We start from the raw sequence: 17,941 nt of genomic DNA, 5'->3' as shown, positions 1-17,941 counted from the left end.
TCCTTAGAGGGTTTTGGCGGGGGGGTGCGGGTATTTTTTGTGTCACGCCCCCGTTGTCGGATTTTTTTACGGCACGCTAGCGTTCAGGCAGCGACGGCCGCCTTCCCGACGAGTTCGCACACCGCGGCCGTGACCTGCGCGGTGGTCGCCTTGCCGCCCAGGTCGCCCGTGTGCAGCGCGGGGTTGGCGGTCACGGTCTCGATGGCCTGCATCACATGAGCGGCGGCTTCGGTCTCGCCGAGGTGATCGAGCAGCATCACCACCGACCAGAACGTGCCGATCGGATTGGCGAGCCCCTTGCCCATGATGTCGAAGGCCGAACCGTGGATCGGCTCGAACATCGACGGATAACGCCGCTCGGGGTCGATGTTGCCGGTCGGCGCAATGCCCAGGCTGCCCGCGAGCGCGGCGGCGAGGTCGCTGAGAATATCCGCGTGCAGGTTGGTCGCGACGATCGTATCGAGCGAAGCCGGGCGGTTGACCATGCGCGCCGTGGCGGCGTCCACCAGCTCCTTGTCCCACTTCACGTCCGGGAACTCCTGCGAAATCTGCTGCGCGATCTCGTCCCACATCACCATGGCGTGGCGTTGCGCGTTGCTTTTGGTGATGACCGTGAGCAGCTTGCGGGGGCGCGACTGCGCAAGGCGGAACGCAAAGCGCAGGATGCGCTCGACACCGGCGCGCGTGAGGATCGACACATCGGTTGCGGCTTCGAGCGGATGACCCTGGTGGACGCGGCCGCCCACGCCCGAATACTCGCCTTCTGAGTTCTCGCGCACGATCACCCAGTTCAGGTCTTCGGGCTTGCAGCGCTTCAAAGGCGCGTCGATGCCGGGCAGGATGCGCGTGGGCCGCACGTTCGCGTACTGATCGAGGCCCTGGCAGATCTTCAGGCGCAGGCCCCAGAGCGTGATGTGGTCGGGCACGTCGGGGTCGCCCGCGGAGCCGAACAGAATGGCGTCCTTGTTGCGGATGGCGTCGAGCCCGTCGGCCGGCATCATCACGCCGTGCTGGCGGTAGTAGTCGGCGCCCCAGTCGAAGTTTTCGAATTCGAACGCGAAGCGCTGGGTGGTTTTCGCAGCGCTTCCAGCACCTCCTTGCCCGCGGGCACGACTTCCTTGCCGATGCCGTCGCCGGGAATGGTTGCGATGCGATAGGTCTTCATGTCTCGTTCCTGTGAAGTGTGGCCAGTGTGGGTTCACTTTATCGAACTCCCGGTTCAAAAACCGGTGCTAGACTCAAAGCATCCTTAACTTGAATTCACAAGTGGCGACCGTGACCGACACCGTTCAGCCCGCCGATCTGGGCTTTTTCTCGACGCTCGCGTCCTCGGGCAGCCTGAGCGCCGCCGCGCGCGAGCTGGGCCTCACGCCCGCTGCCGTGAGCAAGCGGCTCGCGCAAATGGAGGAGCGCGCCGGGGTGCCGCTCGTGAACCGCACGACCCGCCGCATGATGCTGACGCCCGAAGGCGAGGTGTACCTGGAGCACGCGCGCCGCATTCTCGACGAGATCGACGAGCTGGGCGAACTGCTGGGCGGCTCGAAGAAGCATCCCAAGGGGTTGTTGCGCGTGAACGCGACGCTCGGCTTTGGACGCAGTCATATCGGGCCGGCGCTTTCGCGTTTCGTCGTGCAGTATCCGCAGGTTTCCGTGCAGCTTCAGCTCTCGGTCATGCCGCCGCCGCTCACGGAAGATTCATACGATGTCTGCATCCGCTTCGGCGAGCCGCCCGATACGCGCGTGATCGCGCGGCGTCTCGCGGCGAACCGGCGTTTGCTCTGCGCTTCGCCGGCCTATCTCGCGAGCCGGGGCACGCCCGCCACGCCGCACGACCTCGCGAAGCACAACTGCATCAGCATTCGCCAGGGCGACGAAGCCTATGGCGTATGGCGGCTGTCGAACGAGCGCGGCAGCGCGCGCAAATCGGAAGCAGTCCGCATCAATGGCAATCTCACGACCAACGACGGCGAGATTGCCGTGAAGTGGGCACTGGACGGGCACGGCATTTTGATGCGCGCAGAATGGGACATCAACGAATATCTGGCGGACGGGCGGCTCGTGGTCGTGCTGCCCGAGTATGAAACGCCGGGCGCGGACATCTACGCCGTGTATGCGCAGCGGCACCAGCTTTCCACGCGCATTCGGGCGTTTGTCGACTTCCTCGCTATCGAACTGAGCAAGTCGCAGCGATATCCAGTAGCCCGAAGCGCTTAGCCTCGCTTCATTTCGCCGCCGCGGCGATCACGGCGGCGAGGCGCTGCGCGGCCGCTTTCATTTGCGCGCTGCTAAAGCCGCCAAAGCCGAGGATGAGCCCTGGGCGCGCGGTGCCCTTGGCGAACATGGGCGACGCTGCCCGCACTGCGATCCCCTCGTTCGCCGCGAGCCGCACGATCTGGTGATCGTCCAGCCTCGCGGCGAGCCAGAGCACGAGATGCATGCCCTGATCACCGGGCTCGATCCAGGCCAGCTCACGGGGCAAGAGCGCTTCGAGCGTTTCGATCAGGCTGAGCCGCTGCTCGGCGTAGACGTTGCGAACCTTGCGGACGTGTCGCTCGAGGTGCCCCTCGGTCATGAAGGCGGCGAGCACGTGTTGGTCGGCCGTCGGCGGATGGCGGTCCATGAGCACGCGCGCGCCGCAGAACGCATCCACGAGATGGGGCGGCACGATTACATAGCCAAGCCGCAATGAGGGAAACAGGATCTTGCTGAAGGTGCCGAGATACACCACGCGATCGGGCGCGAGGCCCTGCAGCGCCGGAAACGGATAGCCCTCGTAGCGCAGTTCGCTGTCGTAGTCGTCTTCGACGACCCAGCCATGCGCCGAGCGCGCCCACGCGAGCAACGCCGCGCGCCGCGCCATGCTCAGCGGCATGCCGAGCGGATATTGATGCGAGGGCGTGACGAATGCCACGCGCGCCTTCGGCGCCATGCGAATGCCGGCCTCGACGTCGAGACCCTCGGCGTCCACGCTCACGCGCACCATGGCGTCGCGGTACGGCAGGCTTTCGAGGATGGCGGTGACGCCACGGTAGGCCGGGTTCTCGACCCATGCCTGGTCGCGCGGCCCCAGCAGCACCTGGCTTGCGAGAAAGAGCCCCTGCTGGGTGCCGCTCGTCACGATGACCTGATCCGCTTCGCAGCGCACCGAGCGGGACTTGCGCACATAATCGGCAATCGCTTCGCGCAGCGCCAGGGCGCCTTGCGGGTCGGCGTAGCCGGTCGGCGAGGCCGGGCCCCGCGCGCGCAAACGGTTGCCGAGCCGGCGCCAGATGTCGCCGGGCGCGGTCATACCCGTTGGCACCGAAATGGCAAACGGCACCGGAGGAAGCGGCTTGAACTCGCGTCCGATCCTGGCGAACGCTTCGGCGCGTTCCGGCAGCCCGGCTTGGGCCACCTGCGATGAAGCGACGCGGGGCTCGCGCGCGGGCGGCGGCTCGGCCAGCGCGAGCGCCACGCGGGTACCGGCTCCGGCTTTCGATTCAAGAAAGCCCTCGGCTATCAGCTGCTCGTAGGCCTCGACCACCGTGCCGCGCGCCACCTGGAGCGAAGCGGCGAGCGCGCGCGTGGAAGGCAGCGCATCGGCGGGCCGCAGATCGCCTTTGCGCACCGCTTCGCGCAGCCCCTCGGCCACCTGGCGGCTGAGGTTGCCGGCCTCCCGGTCCAGCGTGCCGAACGATGGCATCTCTGCGGCCTGCGCGGTTCTCGGCATGATTCTGGTTCACTGGAGTTTGAATAAACTGGATCTATAGAATAAACCACTTTTGAGGCAGACTCCGGTCTGTGGCGGCATCGGCCGCGCTAACCCATCACCTTACGAGCAGGGTCAAACGCATGTACGTACCAGCCCATTTCGCCGAAAACCGCAAGGACGTCCTGCACGACTGCATCGCCCAACATCCGTTCGGCACCTTGGTCACGCAGGGCAAAAGCGGGCTCGATGCCAATCACATTCCCTTTGAACTCGCGGCGGGTGAAGGCGAGTTGGGCGTCCTGCGCGCGCACGTCGCGCGGGCCAACCCGGTTTGGCAGGACGTGGCGAACGGCGACGAAGTGCTCGTGATCTTCCGCGCGGGCGACGCGTATATTTCGCCGAACTGGTATCCGAGCAAGCACGAGGCGCACAAGCAGGTGCCGACCTGGAATTACGTCGTGGTCCATGCTCACGGGCGCATCAGGATTCTCGACGACGAGCGCTACGTGCGCGGCGTGATTGGCCGCCTGACGCGCACGCACGAAGCCACGCAGCCCAAGCCCTGGAAGATGGCCGACGCGCCGAAGGACTACACGGATACGCTCGTCAAGGCGATAGTCGGCGTGGAGATCGAGATCACGCGTCTGGTCGGCAAGAGCAAGCTCAGTCAGAACAAGGAAGAGCGCGATATTCGCGGCGCGGGCGAAGCGCTCAAATCGAGCGGCGAGTCTCGCATTGCCGACGCCATGCTTGCCGCTGCCGACCAGAAGGCGCAATAGCGCGCAACAGCGCACACAAGGGGCCCCGTCATGGCAAACGACCCGTCGCTCGCGTCGGGCTTTTCATGCATCGATTCAGCGAGCCTGCCATGGGTGTCCTCCCGCTACGCACCCGGCGTCGAGGTCAAGAACCTCGGCAAGGCAGACGGCCGCGCGATGCAACTGGTCCGGTTCGCTGCAGGGGCAACGTTCCCTGATCACCGCCATACGGGCCCCGAGTTCATCTACATGCTCGAAGGCGAGGCCGTGCAAAACGGCCGACGGCTCGCGGCGGGATACGTTGGCGTCGCCGGGCAGGGCACTGTCGACGCAGGATTTCATAGCGACACGGGCTGCGTGTTCCTGCTCGTCTACGACCTGGACCAGGTGTTCGACAAGACCTGATTGCCATGCAGGCTCGCGGGTAAACACGGGTAATCCACATTCCAGGCGCTTGAAGAAAATCTTCACAGGCCTATTCAACTAGTATTTAATAAACCGGCGCGGCAGTGAGCGATCGGTCACGCGCGTCGCCGTGACCTGACCCTGACGGTACGAGGCCGGAACGATGAATCCCCACGAATACGAAATCCACGATGCGCGCTTTCGCATGCTGCTGCAGCCCAACGCACAGTTCGAGAAGCTCGCGGGCGGCTGCATGTGGGCGGAAGGACCGGTATGGTTTCCCGCCGGCGACTTTCTTGTCTGGAGCGACATTCCCAACAACCGGATGATGCGCTGGGTGCCCGGCATCGGCACGGGCGTGTTCCGCGCGAACTCGAATTTCAGCAACGGCAACACACTCGACCGCGAATGCCGGCTCGTGACCTGCGAGCACGGCACGCGCCGCGTCACGCGCACGGAGCACGACGGGCGCATCACCGTCATTGCCGACCGCTACGAAGGGCATCGGCTGAATTCGCCCAACGACGTGATCGTGCATTCGGACGGCTCGATCTGGTTCACCGACCCCGACTACGGCATTCTCGGCGACTATGAGGGCTTTCGTGCGCCGAGCGAAATCGGCGCATGCCACGTGTATCGCGTGGCGCCCGCTACCGGCGCGGTGCAGCGCGTGGCCGACGACTTCATGAAGCCCAACGGGCTCGCATTCTCGCCCGATGAATTGCGGCTCTATGTGGCCGACTCGGGCGCGTCGCATATCGAGAGCGGCCCGCACCACATCCGCGTATTCGACGTGGACGCGCAAGGCGGGTTGCACAACGGCCGGGTCTTCGCCGAGGTGTCGCCTGGCGTGCCCGACGGCATGCGCGTGGACGAGCACGGTAACGTCTGGACGAGCGCGGGCGACGGCATCCACTGCTATGCGCCCGACGGCACGCGGCTCGGCAAGATCCTCGTGCCGGAGACGGTCGCGAATCTCGTGTTCGGCGGCCCGAATCGCAATCGCCTTTTCATTGCAGCCAGCACGTCGCTGTACTCGCTTTATGTTGGCGTGCGCGGCGCTTCCCACGGAGACCGGCAATGACGCTTCTCGACCCCGCCTCGCTTTCGGCCGCGCTCATTCTCCTCGACCGGCGCGACGACGTTGCCATCGCGCGCGGACAGTTGATGCCCGGCTCGACACTCTATGGCGACCATACGGTCGCGGGCATGATTCCGCCTGGCCACAAAGTCGCGCTGCGCGATATCGAGCCAGGCGAACCGGTGCGCCGCTACGGGCAGATCATCGGCTTTGCGAGCCGGCCGATCCGTCGCGGCGAACACGTGCATACCCAGAATCTCTCGATGGGCGATTTCGAGCGCGACTACGCATTCGGCGTGGACGCGCACGACACGGCGGCCGCTGCGCAACCTGCCACATTCCTCGGCATTCGGCGCGCGGACGGCCGCGTCGCGACGCGTAACTACATAGGCATCCTGACGTCTGTGAACTGCTCGGCCACGGTCGCCCGCGCGATAGCCGATCACTTCCGTCGCGACATCCACCCCGAAGCGCTGGAAGCCTTCCCCAACGTGGATGGCGTGGTGGCGCTCACCCACGGCGAAGGCTGTGCGCTCGCGGCCGAGGGCGAGCCGATCACGGTGTTGCGCCGCACGCTCGCGGGTTATGCACGGCACGCCAATTTTTATGCGGTGCTGATCGTCGGACTCGGCTGCGAGACGAACCAGATCGACGGTCTCGTGGAAGCCGAGCAGCTCGAGCGCGGCGCGCGCCTTTCGACCATGACGATCCAGCAGACGGGCGGCACCGCGCGCACGGTGGCAGCGGGCATCGAACAGGTGCGCGCGCTGCTGGCCGATGCGAACCGCGTGACGCGCGAGCCTGTCGATGCGCGTCATCTCATGGTCGGCTTGCAATGCGGCGGCTCGGACGGCTACTCCGGCATTTCCGCGAACCCGGCGCTCGGCGCGGCCGTGGACCGGCTCGTCACGCACGGCGGCACGGCGATCCTCTCTGAAACGCCCGAAATCTACGGGGCCGAGCATCTGCTCACCCGGCGCGCGGTGTCGCGCGAAGTGGGCGAAAAGCTGGTGGCGCGCATCCGCTGGTGGGAAGCGTATTGCGCGCGCATGGAAGCCAACATGAACAACAACCCTTCTGCCGGCAACAAGGCAGGCGGTCTCACGACCATTCTCGAAAAGTCGCTCGGCGCGGTGGCGAAAGGCGGCACGACGCGGCTCGTCGAAACCTACGAGTATGCGCAGCCCGTGCGCGCGCAGGGGCTCGTGTTCATGGATACGCCCGGCTACGACCCGGTGTCCGCCACCGGCCAGGTGGCGGGCGGCGCCAACCTGATCTGCTTCACGACGGGCCGCGGCTCGGCCTACGGCTGCGCGCCTTCGCCGTCGCTCAAGCTCGGCACGAACAGCGCGCTGTGGCGACGCCAGGAAGAAGACATCGACCTGAACTGCGGCCGCATCCTGGACGGCGAGCAAAGCGTGGACGAGGCCGGCGCCGCGATCTTCGAACTGATGCTCGCGACGGCCTCCGGGCAGCGCACGAAGAGCGAGCTGCACGGCTACGGCCAGAATGAATTCGTGCCCTGGCATCTGGGGGCGGTCATGTAGCGCGGGAGCGATTCGGACAGGCGCCGCCACTCACTGGAGAGACGACACCACATTCAGAAGGAGTGCTTTCCATGAAGGAAAAATCGCGCTGGCTGGTCATTTTCTTCTGCTTTCTGGCGATTGCGGTCAACTACATCGACCGCGCCAATCTTGCGGTGGCGGCGCCGCACATCATGAAGGACCTCGGCATTGGTCCCGCCGCCATGGGGCTGCTGCTCAGCGGCTTCTTCTGGACTTACGCCGTGATGCAGCTGCCGTATGGCTGGTTCGTCGACCGGGCCGGCGCGCGCATCGCGTTGCCGTTCGCCGTGGGCTGGTGGTCGGTGTTCACCGCGGCCACCGCAGTGGCGGGCAGCTTCGCGGCGATGTTCGGCTGCCGGCTCATGCTCGGCGCGGGCGAGGCGGGGGCATATCCATCGTGCGCGAAGCTCGTGAGCCAGTGGTTCTCGCGCGACGAACGCGCGCTCGCCACGAGTATCTTCGACAGCGGCTCGCGGGTGGGCTCCGCACTCTCGCTGCCGCTCGTCGCCGCGATCATGACCGCGTGGGGCTGGAAGGCGTCGTTTGTGATTACCGGCGCGCTTGGGCTCGTGTGGATCGTGGGCTGGGTCGTGATGTATCGGGAACCCGAGGCGCGGGCCGCACTCGATCAGCCGCGCGCCCCCGCGCCGGCCGCCGCTTCGATACGCTGGAGCGCGTTGTTCCGCTACCGCACCGTGTGGGGCATGATGCTCGGCTTCTTCTGCCTGAACTTCGTCATTTACTTCTTTATTACGTGGTTCCCGAGCTATCTCGTCGAGGCGCGCGGTTTCTCGCTCAAGTCGCTCGGTACGCTCGGCACCTTGCCCGCCATTGCCTCGATACCCGGCGGCTGGCTAGGCGGCTGGCTTTCCGATACGCTCGTGAAGCGCGGCTGGAGCCTGACTGCCGCACGCAAGACTTGCATTGTCGGCGGCATGCTGCTTTCGTCCGTGATCACGCTCACTGGCGTTGTGCAGGATATCTATGTAATGCTCGCACTCTTCGCGATTGCTTATGGGAGCCTCGCGGCCGCGGCAGCCAGCATCTGGTCGCTGCCTGCCGACGTCGCGCCCACGCCGCGGCACGTCGCCTCGCTGGCGGGCATCCAGAACTTCGCGTCGAATCTCGCAGGCATCGCGCTGACGACGTTTACCGGCGTGATGCTGCAGCTCACGCGTGGCTCTTTCACGATTCCGCTCGTTGTCGCTGGCGGATTTTGCGTGCTCGGCGCGGTGAGCTATCTTTTGATTGTCGGTCGCGTCGAGCCGCTCCAGGCGCCCGAGGCCAGCGGCGTCGACCAACCGGCTTACGCGACGCGCACGTAAGCAAGAAAGCGCCGCCTCTTACTCCGCTGCCATACACAGGGTCATGGACATGTCGAATGCCACTGCTGCAAAGGGTTCAGAAGTCGTTATCGAGGCTCGCGCGCTGCATGCCTTCGTCGTTGCCATCTGGCGCGCGGCGGGCAGCGAGCCGCGCGAGGCGACGCTGGTTGCCGATCATCTCGTCGAAGCCAACCTCGCCGGGCACGACTCGCACGGCGTGGGCATGATTCCGCGCTATATGCTGTCGTGCCGCGAAGGCGAGCTCAAACTGAACGCGCACGCGCAGGTCGTGCGCGACGCGGGTGCGGTGCTCACGATCGAAGCCGGGCGCGGCTTCGGGCAAGTCACGGCGTTCGAGGCGATGGAGCACGGCATCGAGCGCGCGAAGTCGCTCGGCGTGTGTGCGCTCGGCCTGCGCAATGCGCATCACATCGGACGTATCGGGCACTGGGCGGAGCAATGTGCGCGCGCCGGGCTCGTGTCGTTCCACTTCGTCAACGTCGCGGGTGATCCGCTCGTCGCGCCGTTCGGCGGCATCGACCGGCGCTTCGGCACCAATCCGTTTTGCGCGGCGTTTCCGCTCGAGGGGCGCTCGCCGCTGGTGCTCGACTTCGCCACGAGCGCGATTGCGGCGGGGAAGGTGCGCGTGGCCTACAACAAGGGCGTGGATGTGCCCGCCGATGCGCTGATCGACAGCGACGGCCGCCCCACGCGCGATCCGGGCGCGCTGTTCAGCGATACCCAGCACGGCGCGCTGCGCGCATTCGGCGGCGCAGTGGCGGGCCACAAGGGTTCGGGGCTCGCCGCGATGTGCGAGATTCTGGCGGGCGCGCTCTCAGGCGGCTTCACGACGCGCGAGCAAACCATCGTCTCCACGCACGCGATCGTCAATTGCATGACGTCGGTGATCGTCGATCCGGCGGCGTTCGACGCGCCCTCGCGCGAGCAGGAAGCGCTCGCGTTCGTCGAATGGCTAAAGGCCACGCGGCGCGCAGCGGGAGTCGATGAGATCCTGCTGCCCGGCGAGCGCGAGGACGCGACGCGGCGCGCGCGCGAGGCAGACGGCATTCCCGTGGATGCGACGAGCTGGTCGCAGATCGTCGATGCCGCGCGCATGGCGGGCGTGACTGAGGCGGATATCGCGGCGTGCGAGCGTAGCTCGCGCTAACGCCCTGGCTAACTACGTGCCGCTCACTCGTCGCACTTCACCTCGTTTTTGGGCGCGACGATGATCACCGGGTAGGTGCCGCGATCGAGTTCGACGCGCACGACGATGGCGGTGGTGGCAGGGTCGCTATCGTCGTACACGCTCACCTTCTCGTTCTTCAATAGCGTGACGCCGGTGCAGCCGGAGGCGTGGCTGTCGTCGTCGGCGATCTTGCATTGAATCTCGTTGTCCTTCAGGTAGCGAATGCGGTCGCGCTCCGGCGTGGCCAGATAGTCGCGCACGCTTGGCGCCGAGCCTGCAACGCCCGTCACATAACCGATTGCGCAGTCGCGCTTCGAATTCGAAGCGCCCGACGACGTCTGGGCAAGGGCGGGCGTGGCGGCCAGCGCCATGGCAGCGAGGGCAGTGAGGACCGGCGAGAGGGTGAGGCACTTCATGAGTGATCTTTTGCCGCAAAAGGGGAAGCGCAGATTTTAACGCTTTCGCGTAGTCCACAGCGATAGCCGAGTTGAAAAGCATTCGATCGAAGTCGATCACGGCTTGGGATTCAAATGGATCCGTGCGAAGCTCTCCACGACTGTACGAGCACGACCTGTTTGCGTATGCAACGAGCGTGCTCGCGCCGGTGGCGGGCGCGCGCCTCACCGGTACGGCGCACGACAAGGCTAGCGTGCTCTCGTTCGTGCTGAAGGGCTATACGACCGAAGAGGTCGGGCAGGCGTTGAGCCGGGAAGGCAAGTGCGCTCGACCCATCTTCCTGGGTTACGGGGGACTCAGACGCTAAATCCCGCAACTCGCATCAACTGGCGCGACACTGCGCTGCCTGTGCCTTCCGCCTCGAATTGCGCGCGAAGGCTCATTTGCTGGAAACCGTCACAGATATGGGTTGATAAGACGAATCAGTCCCCGTTCCTGGCCGTCGCCGCTGCGGTTCAGGCGCATGGCATCGCGCCGAGTTTGCTGTGCCGCGCTTGCGGGAGGGACACCCTGCAAAGGAGCCGTCGCGCCTGGTTGCGTGTTCTCAGCTATACCTCGCGTGATCTGGGCGCGGTCTAATAGGCGCCGCCAGTATCGATCGTCAGATAGAGCATGTCATGCTCGAGGAGCGTGATGAAATGCTCGTCCTCCTGAAAAAGTTCTTCCAGGAGGTCGCTGCTGGAAAGCACGCCGATGACGCGCCCGGACTCGATGACCGGCAGGTGCCGGATCCGCCTGGTATGCATCGACGCGAGGCACTGATCGCAAGTGTGGTCGGGTGTCACGTAAAACACCTCGGTGGTCATGATCTCGCCAACGCTGGTGTTGGCGGCGTCGCGGCCGAGCAGTTCGACCTTGCGGGCGTAGTCGCGCTGGGACAGGATACCGGCAAGCTTGCTGCCCTGCAGCACCAGCACGGTCGTCACATCCTTATCCGCCATTAAATGCAGCGCCGCGAGCACCGTGTCATCGGGGCTGACCGAAACAACCTCACGGGAGATCACGGACAGAATCTGCCGTGCAGTCTTCCTCTCCTTTTTCATGGCCACCTCCAGACAGAAGGACAGCACGCACCGACTCCGCATGATCAAGGCAAACGGGATACGATCAGTCCGCAACGGCTGGCCGATCTATTCGGTTGTGCTGAATTGCAGTGTAGATCGTTTGACTTACAAGACCAGGTCGTTGGCTGTTGCTCCTGTTCCTTCTCCTGGTACGGGTTACGAGCGCCACGCCGGGTGCGATAGTGCATGCGAGACACACCGCGATGCTTGCTGTTGCGCCCGCGTTATTCCCCGCTTTGCAGAGCGGGCTCGACGGTCACTGACCGATCTCTATGCGCGCGGCTTCAGTGCGTGCGTATTGCAGGAATGCGCGCACTGCACGGGAGCGCTCGTGCCGGCGGTAAAGCAGGGCGATTTCCGAAGGAATGGGCTTGCCGCCCAGTGGCCGGTAGACGACGCCCGGCAGCGTGACGCATGTGCATAGCGAGCCGGGAACGATTGCCACCGTATTACCGAGCGACACGCTCGCAACGACTGCGACCAGCGGGCCCGGCCGCAACTCGACCTGAGGCGAAAAGCGTCCACGCCGCGCCACTTCAAGTGTGCCGAATTCCTGCTCGGGCACCGCGAACCGCGCGTTGCGCAACTGCTGCGGCGCAATGGCTTTCTGTGCAGCCAGCGGGGAGTCTTCCGGCAGTGCGACGACGAATTCGTCCTGATGCACGCGGCTGGCTTGCAACGCTTCGGGCCAGGACATCGGGGGTCTGACGTAGGCAACGTCGAGTTGCCGGCCGACGAGTCGCGCCGGGATATCGTCCATTGGGATTTCCGAAAGCTGTACGTCGATCCGGGGATGCAGGTCGCGAAATTGCGTCAAGGTCCTGCGCATGATGCCTGCAAATACCGCCGAGGCGACGTAGCCGATCTGGATGCGCCCTACCTGTCCGCGCTCGGCCAGCAGCCCGTGCTCGTGCGCCTCGTCGAGCTGCGCAAGCGCGGCGGTGGCGCGAGGAATATAAGCCTCTCCTGCAGTGGTCAGCGACACGGAACGGCGGGTGCGGTGGAACAGCCGGAACTGAAGCAGGCGCTCGGCGTCCTGAATCTGCTTGGTGAGCGAAGGCGGCGCAATCCCCAACTCTTCGGCCGCGCGTGCGAAATGCAGATGCCGGGCGACCGCGAGTATGCAGCGCAGGTGACGGAGTTCCAGTGTCATCGTATTCATCCACGAATGAATAAACGTGATTTTATCTGCTATCGATAGACAACACAGCGCGCGCTAGCATCAGGTCTGCAAAATTCGCTTGAGGAGCGCGCATGGGGAACGAACGGAGTATTGAAGCGGTTGGGGAAGCGGTTGTCGAAGATCCAGGACTCGATATCGAGCCGCGGTCTGCGGGCTTCCTGCTTGCCACGGCATCTGCGACCTGCGCGCTGATCTCGCTGGACACGAACATCGTCGCGGTCTCGCTGCCGTCGATCGCGCGTTCGTTCCACGCGGGATTCGCCGACGTCGAATGGGTCGTGAGCGCATACATGGTGTCGTTCGCATCGTGTCTGCTGCCAATGGGCGGACTCGCGGACCGCTATGGGCGCAAGAAGATGCTGGTGCTTGGCCTGCTGGTCTTCGCGCTTGCATCGCTTGGCTGCGGGCTGGCGCCCAGCGTGACGTCGTTGAATGTCTTCCGCGCGGTGAAGGGCGTGGGCGCTGCGATGCTGTTGACGGCGGCGCTCGCAGTGATCGCCAACGCGTTCCACGGCCCGCGCGAGCGCGCCCGGGCATGGGCGATCTGGGGCATGACGATGGGCATCTCGACCACCGTCGCGCCGCTCGTCGGCGGTGTAATCACGCAATGGGTCGGCTGGCGGTGGATTTTCCTGCTCAATCTGCCCGTATGCGCCGTCCTGGTCTTCTGCGCGCAGCGTGAGGTAACGGAGTCCCGCAATCCGCACGCACAACGCGTCGATTTTGCGGGAAGCCTGCTGTTCGGCATCGGGCTCGCGAGCGGAATCTGGGCGTTGATCGGCGCGCAGGACAACGGTTGGTACAGCGTGGCCACCGGTTCGCGCTTTGGCGCATGCGTGCTGTTGATCGGGTGCTTCATCGCGGTCGAAAAGCGGCTCGCGCATGCGGTCATCGATTTGTCGCTGTTCTCGCAGGCCCGTTTCGTCGCTGCGGTGCTCGGCATGTTTGGCTACGCAGCCTGTGCCCAGGTGATGATGACGTTCCTGCCGCTGTATCTGCAAAACGCGTTCGAATGGACGCCTGTGCGCGCCGGCATCGGGATGCTCCCATTCGCGCTCTCCATGATCGTTGGCCCGTATCTGGGCGCACGCATCGGGCGGCGCCTCGACGGCGCCACGTCGACGCTCCAGGCTGGCCTCTGTCTCGTCGGCGCCGGCAATCTGCTTACCGCCGCTGTCGCGCCTTCAGGCGAGTACGGCAGGGTCGCGCTCGGCATGATCGTGACGGGCCTCGGGGCAGGCGTGCTGAATGGCGACACGCAGAAAGCCATCATGGCGTGCGTGCCCTCGCATCGCACCGGCATGGCGTCGGGCATCAGCACGACGACGCGCTTCACGGCAATCGTCACGTCGGTCGGCGTGCTGGGCGCTGTGCTCGCCACGCGCACGCGCGCAGCGATCGATGCTGCAATCGCAAGTCACGGATCGGCGAGCGCGAGTATTGATCCGCTGTTCATGTCGAATCTGCTCGCGGGCGACCTGGGCCACGCGCTTGCGCGTGTCGCCCCCGATATCCGTCTGGAGATCGCATCGATCGCTCCGGCCGGCTTCAGCACAGGGTTCGCCGCGGCGCTGGACGTCGCCGGTTGCCTCGCGCTGGCGGTCGCCGCGCTGATCTGGCTGCTCGCGGGACGCAACAGGGCGTCCGCGCGCTCAAACGCCATACGACTGTAGGCGGTCAGTCCAACGCCTTCCCGCGCCACGGCGCCTCGCGCAGGGCATCACCCTGATAAAACGCGGGGAAGCGGTCAAGCTGGCGAAGCGCGTCCGTCATGGAGACTTCGGCGCCTAACACGGCGCTCGAAAATCCCATGCGCTCCATCTGCAGCAACTGGTCGACGAGCACCTCGCCCGTCGCGCGCAGGTCGCCTTCGAAGCCGAGCCGCCGCCTGATCAGGTAGGCCTGGCTATAGGCGCGCCCATCGGTGAACGACGGGAATTGAAGCTCCACGCGCGACGCAGCTGCGATTTCGATGGCGTAGGCAAGCGGATCGGCATCGTTCGGGAGGATCAAGGTGGATGCCGAAACATTGCCGGCATGATCTTGAGCGTCCAGAAGACGTATGCGTGAGGCGGTTTTCATGCCGTGCCCTCCGTCGTGGCTCGAACCACATCGGCGGCCGCCTTGAACGGTTCGAGCCCAACGCGGCGCACCGTTTCGATGAACGTCTCGTTGCATGCGCCGCGCGGTTCGCGCAGCGCGACGTAAGCACCGATCAAGGCGTCGATGACCTCGGGCACTTCCTGCGCCGAGAAAGACGGGCCGATCACTTTGCCAGGACGCGCATCGCCGCTGCGCACCGCCCCGTCCGAGCCGCCGAGCGTCACCTGGTACCACTCCGCGCCGTCCTTGTCGACACCGAGTATGCCGATGTGCCCGCTATGGTGGTGGCCGCACGAGTTGATGCAGCCGCTGATATGCAGGTCGATCTCGCCGATATCGTTTAGTTCATCGAGGTCCTGGTAGCGTTCCATGATGCTTTGCGCGACCGGCAGCGACCGTGCATTGGCGAGCGCGCAGAAGTCTCCGCCGGGGCAGGCGATCATGTCGGTGAGCAGGTGCACGTTCGCGCTTGCGAGGCCAGTCGCGGATGCCGCCTGCCACAGGGCGAGCAGATCGTCGGCGTGAACCCACGGCAACACGATGTTCTGCGTGTGCGTGACACGCGCCTCGCCCGCGGAGAAGCGATCGACGAGATCCGCCACGCGTTCGAGCTGATCGGCGGATGCATCACCGGGCGCCTGCAGCACGCGCTTGAACGAGAGCGTGACGATGCGCAGAGACGGGTCCCTGTGCGCCGCGACGTTGCGTTCGAGCCAGCGCCGGAGTGGCGGCGTGCTCGCGGCCGTGGCCTCGAGCATGGCGCTGGCATGCGTATCGGCGGTGCGTGCCGTGTCGAGCTTCGGCGGTTCGATAAAGCAACGGCTGACCCGCTCGAACTCGGCCTGCTCGATCGTGTGCGGCCCGCCGTCGATGTCGACGATCTGCCGGAACTCTTCCTCGACTTCGTCGACGAAGCGCTGGCCCTCGGCCTTCACGAGGATCTTGATGCGCGCCTTGTACTTGTTGTCGCGGCGGCCGTACTGGTTGTACACACGTACCACGGCCTCGATGTAGTTCATGATGTGCCGCCACGGCAGGAACTCACGCATCAGCGTGCCGATCATAGGCGTTCGACCCATGCCGCCGCCCACGGTCACGCGAAACCCCAACTTACCCTGTTCGTCGCGCACGAGGCGCAGGCCGACGTCATGCCAGCCCGTCGCCGCACGGTCGTCGGTCGCGCCGGTGATCGCGATTTTGAATTTGCGTGGCAGGAAGGCGAACTCCGGGTGCAGCGTGGTCCACTGGCGCATGATTTCGGCGAACGGGCGCGGGTCTGCGATCTCGTCGGGCGCGACACCCGCGCGCTCGTCGCACGAAATGTTGCGGATGCAGTTGCCGCTCGTCTGGATGCCGTGCATGTCGACCGTCGCAAGCAGGTCCATCACGTCTGCCGCCTTCGAAAGCGGTATCCAGTTGAACTGAACGTTGGTGCGTGTCGTAAAGTGGGCGTGGTGCGTGGGCAGGCGCCCGGTGCCGAGCTTGCGCTGCGCCTCGAGCGCGCGGCGGTACACCTCGGCCTCGGGCTCGTCGTACTCGCGGGCCACGCGAGCGAGCACGCGAAGCTGCTCGCTCGACAGTTCGCCATAAGGGACCGCCACGCGCAGCATGGGCGCGTGCCGCTGCACGTACCAGCCGTTCTGCAGGCGCAGTGGACGAAATGCGTCCTCGCTCAGCTTGCCTTGCTGCCAGCGCTCGATCTGATTGCGGAACTGCGCCGCGCGGCTCGCCACGAAGGCCTTGTCGAATTCGTTGTAGCGATACATGGTGACTGCGGAAATGCCGTGAAACGGCGGACAGGGAACGGGCGACGTTATCGCGTCCGCCTCGGTGTCTCAAGAAGCAGATGCCGCAGAAATGAACGCAGCAGTAGCGTGCGCGATGGTCAGCATGGCTTCGATCGCGGAGTTCAATGATGCGCTCGTGTGCGCGGTCGGTCCTGAGCGGTCTCCCGCGTCTTATCACGAGAATTGTGGCGAGTCGCGGGCTGCTTGAACGCGTGAACCCACGCGTGCGGGTTCGTGATACAAAGTCTGGCAGACGCGAAAGTGCCGGCTATCACTCCGAAGAGCGACGCGGAATTCACAAAGCGAAGCGACCACCAGCAAAAAACGCCCAATGGACCGAATCGACGCCATGAAGGTTTTCGTCGCCACGCTCGACGAGGGGAGTCTCGCGGGCGCGGGCCGCCGGCTGGGCCGCTCGCCCGCGGCGGTGAGCCGGGCCATTGCGTTCCTCGAGGCGCACACCGGCACGCCGCTCCTGTACCGCACGACACGCACGATCCGCCTGAGCGAGGCGGGCGAGCGCTATGCGCTGGCGTGCCGGCGCATTCTCGCCGACCTCGAAGAAGCCGACCTGCTCGCCGCCGACGAGCGTTCCGCGCCGCGCGGGCTGCTGGGCGTAACGGCGGCGGTGGCTGTGGGCGAGGAGGTGCTACGCCCGATGATCGAGGAGTTCATCGAGCGCAACCCCGAGGTGTCGATCCGCCTGCATCTGCTCGACCGCCCCGCGAGCCTCATCGACGAGGGCATCGACGTGGCGTTGCGCATCGCGCATCTGCAGGATTCGACGCTAGTCGCCATTCCGGTGGGCGAGGTGCGGCGCGTGGTGGTGGCCTCGCCCGGCTATCTCGCCACGCATCCGGCCATCGAGACGCCCGCCGATCTCGCGAGTCACCCGATCATTTCGATGACCCATTTCGGACTCGACTCGTGGAGCTTCCCGGCGGCGCGCCAGACCGCGCTGCCCCAGGTGGTGCAGTTCTCGCCGCGCTTCATCGTGAATACGATACGCGCGGCGCGGGCTTCGGCCGTGGCCGGGCATGGCGTCACGCGGCTCTTTTCCTATCACGTGGCCGAAGAGGTCGAAGCGGGCCGGCTCAGGATCGTGCTGCGCGACAGCGAGCATGGGCCGCTACCCGCCAACCTGGTTACGCCGCACGGGCGCCTTTCGGTGCCCAAGGTGCGCAGTTTCGTCGATTTCGCCGCGCCCCGGCTGCGTGCGTACTTCGAGCAGGCCCGGCGCATTACCGACGCCGATTGAGCGACATTCGCCATCCGTTCGAGGCACGGAAGAATGACTTCCATGTCGCGGCGATTCTCTCGCCGCGCGATCT

The 17,941-nt window shown here is 65.4% G+C and carries 15 protein-coding genes and 2 pseudogenes; 10 read left to right on the top strand and 7 right to left on the bottom strand.

Annotated elements, in window-relative coordinates:
• Positions 1-83 precede the first annotated feature (83 nt).
• Positions 84-1,165 (bottom strand): annotated as a pseudogene (locus M3I56_RS06035) (tartrate dehydrogenase).
• 110 nt (positions 1,166-1,275) lie between these two features.
• Here M3I56_RS06035 and M3I56_RS06030 point away from each other — a divergent pair.
• On the top strand, positions 1,276-2,214 hold the full coding sequence (locus tag M3I56_RS06030) for a LysR family transcriptional regulator (RefSeq protein WP_254353228.1): 939 nt from the start codon (positions 1,276-1,278) through the stop codon (positions 2,212-2,214).
• Positions 2,215-2,221: 7 nt separating this feature from the next.
• Here M3I56_RS06030 and M3I56_RS06025 read toward each other — a convergent pair whose 3' ends face one another.
• On the bottom strand, positions 2,222-3,709 hold the full coding sequence (locus M3I56_RS06025) for a PLP-dependent aminotransferase family protein (protein ID WP_254352979.1): 1,488 nt from the start codon (positions 3,707-3,709) through the stop codon (positions 2,222-2,224).
• Positions 3,710-3,831: 122 nt separating this feature from the next.
• On the opposite strand from M3I56_RS06025, the gene M3I56_RS06020 reads away from it, so the two are divergent.
• The 6 genes from M3I56_RS06020 to M3I56_RS05995 all read left to right on the top strand — a co-directional run bounded on the left by M3I56_RS06020 (position 3,832) and on the right by M3I56_RS05995 (position 9,996).
• Positions 3,832-4,470, top strand: a complete 639-nt coding sequence (locus M3I56_RS06020; protein WP_254352978.1) for an FMN-binding negative transcriptional regulator — start codon at positions 3,832-3,834, stop codon at positions 4,468-4,470.
• A gap of 30 nt (positions 4,471-4,500) precedes the next feature.
• Positions 4,501-4,854: a cupin domain-containing protein gene (locus M3I56_RS06015; RefSeq protein ID WP_254352977.1), complete on the top strand. Its 354-nt coding sequence runs from the start codon at positions 4,501-4,503 to the stop codon at positions 4,852-4,854.
• A 163-nt stretch (positions 4,855-5,017) separates the two neighbouring features.
• Positions 5,018-5,938 carry an SMP-30/gluconolactonase/LRE family protein gene (locus M3I56_RS06010; protein WP_254352976.1) on the top strand — a complete coding sequence of 307 codons (921 nt, stop codon included), beginning with the start codon at positions 5,018-5,020 and terminating at the stop codon, positions 5,936-5,938.
• Positions 5,935-7,482, top strand: a complete 1,548-nt coding sequence (locus M3I56_RS06005; protein ID WP_028204425.1) for a UxaA family hydrolase — start codon at positions 5,935-5,937, stop codon at positions 7,480-7,482. The genes M3I56_RS06010 and M3I56_RS06005 overlap by 4 nt, the downstream gene beginning before the upstream one ends.
• A 71-nt stretch (positions 7,483-7,553) precedes the next feature.
• Complete coding sequence (locus tag M3I56_RS06000; RefSeq protein ID WP_254352975.1) at positions 7,554-8,828, top strand: MFS transporter; 1,275 nt, start codon at positions 7,554-7,556, stop codon at positions 8,826-8,828.
• A gap of 49 nt (positions 8,829-8,877) precedes the next feature.
• On the top strand, positions 8,878-9,996 hold the full coding sequence (locus M3I56_RS05995; protein WP_254352974.1) for a malate/lactate/ureidoglycolate dehydrogenase: 1,119 nt from the start codon (positions 8,878-8,880) through the stop codon (positions 9,994-9,996).
• A gap of 23 nt (positions 9,997-10,019) precedes the next feature.
• On the opposite strand, the gene M3I56_RS05990 is transcribed toward M3I56_RS05995, so the two are convergent.
• On the bottom strand, positions 10,020-10,433 hold the full coding sequence (locus M3I56_RS05990) for a hypothetical protein (protein WP_254352973.1): 414 nt from the start codon (positions 10,431-10,433) through the stop codon (positions 10,020-10,022).
• A 143-nt stretch (positions 10,434-10,576) separates the two neighbouring features.
• Between M3I56_RS05990 and M3I56_RS05985 the strand changes: the two are divergent.
• Positions 10,577-10,765: pseudogene (locus M3I56_RS05985) on the top strand (cysteine desulfurase); the annotation flags it as partial.
• Between the two features lie 283 nt (positions 10,766-11,048).
• Here M3I56_RS05985 and M3I56_RS05980 read toward each other — a convergent pair.
• Positions 11,049-11,516 (bottom strand): CBS domain-containing protein, encoded by a 468-nt coding sequence (locus M3I56_RS05980; protein WP_254352972.1) that lies wholly within the window; start codon positions 11,514-11,516, stop codon positions 11,049-11,051.
• Between the two features lie 277 nt (positions 11,517-11,793).
• Positions 11,794-12,690 carry a LysR family transcriptional regulator gene (locus M3I56_RS05975; RefSeq protein WP_254352971.1) on the bottom strand — a complete coding sequence of 299 codons (897 nt, stop codon included), beginning with the start codon at positions 12,688-12,690 and terminating at the stop codon, positions 11,794-11,796.
• A 101-nt stretch (positions 12,691-12,791) separates the two neighbouring features.
• Here M3I56_RS05975 and M3I56_RS05970 point away from each other — a divergent pair, with 101 nt between their 5' ends.
• Entirely contained in the window at positions 12,792-14,393 is a 1,602-nt protein-coding gene (locus M3I56_RS05970; RefSeq protein WP_254352970.1) for an MFS transporter, read from the top strand.
• A 4-nt stretch (positions 14,394-14,397) separates the two neighbouring features.
• On the opposite strand, the gene M3I56_RS05965 is transcribed toward M3I56_RS05970, so the two are convergent.
• Both M3I56_RS05965 and M3I56_RS05960 read right to left on the bottom strand, forming a co-directional pair.
• On the bottom strand, positions 14,398-14,802 hold the full coding sequence (locus M3I56_RS05965; protein ID WP_254352969.1) for a DUF934 domain-containing protein: 405 nt from the start codon (positions 14,800-14,802) through the stop codon (positions 14,398-14,400).
• Positions 14,799-16,589, bottom strand: coding sequence for a nitrite/sulfite reductase (locus M3I56_RS05960; protein WP_254352968.1), 1,791 nt, complete (start codon positions 16,587-16,589; stop codon positions 14,799-14,801). The genes M3I56_RS05965 and M3I56_RS05960 overlap by 4 nt, the downstream gene beginning before the upstream one ends.
• Positions 16,590-16,941: 352 nt before the next feature.
• Here M3I56_RS05960 and M3I56_RS05955 point away from each other — a divergent pair, with 352 nt between their 5' ends.
• Positions 16,942-17,868 (top strand): LysR family transcriptional regulator, encoded by a 927-nt coding sequence (locus M3I56_RS05955; RefSeq protein WP_254352967.1) that lies wholly within the window; start codon positions 16,942-16,944, stop codon positions 17,866-17,868.
• Positions 17,869-17,941: the final 73 nt, after the last annotated feature.

The sequence above is a fragment of the Paraburkholderia sp. CNPSo 3281 genome, assembly GCF_024206515.1.
In the GTDB taxonomy this organism is placed as follows: Bacteria; Pseudomonadota; Gammaproteobacteria; order Burkholderiales; family Burkholderiaceae; genus Paraburkholderia; species Paraburkholderia nodosa.
The sequence above is the reverse complement of the archived record's forward strand: the minus strand, read 5'-3'. Positions and strand labels throughout refer to the sequence as shown.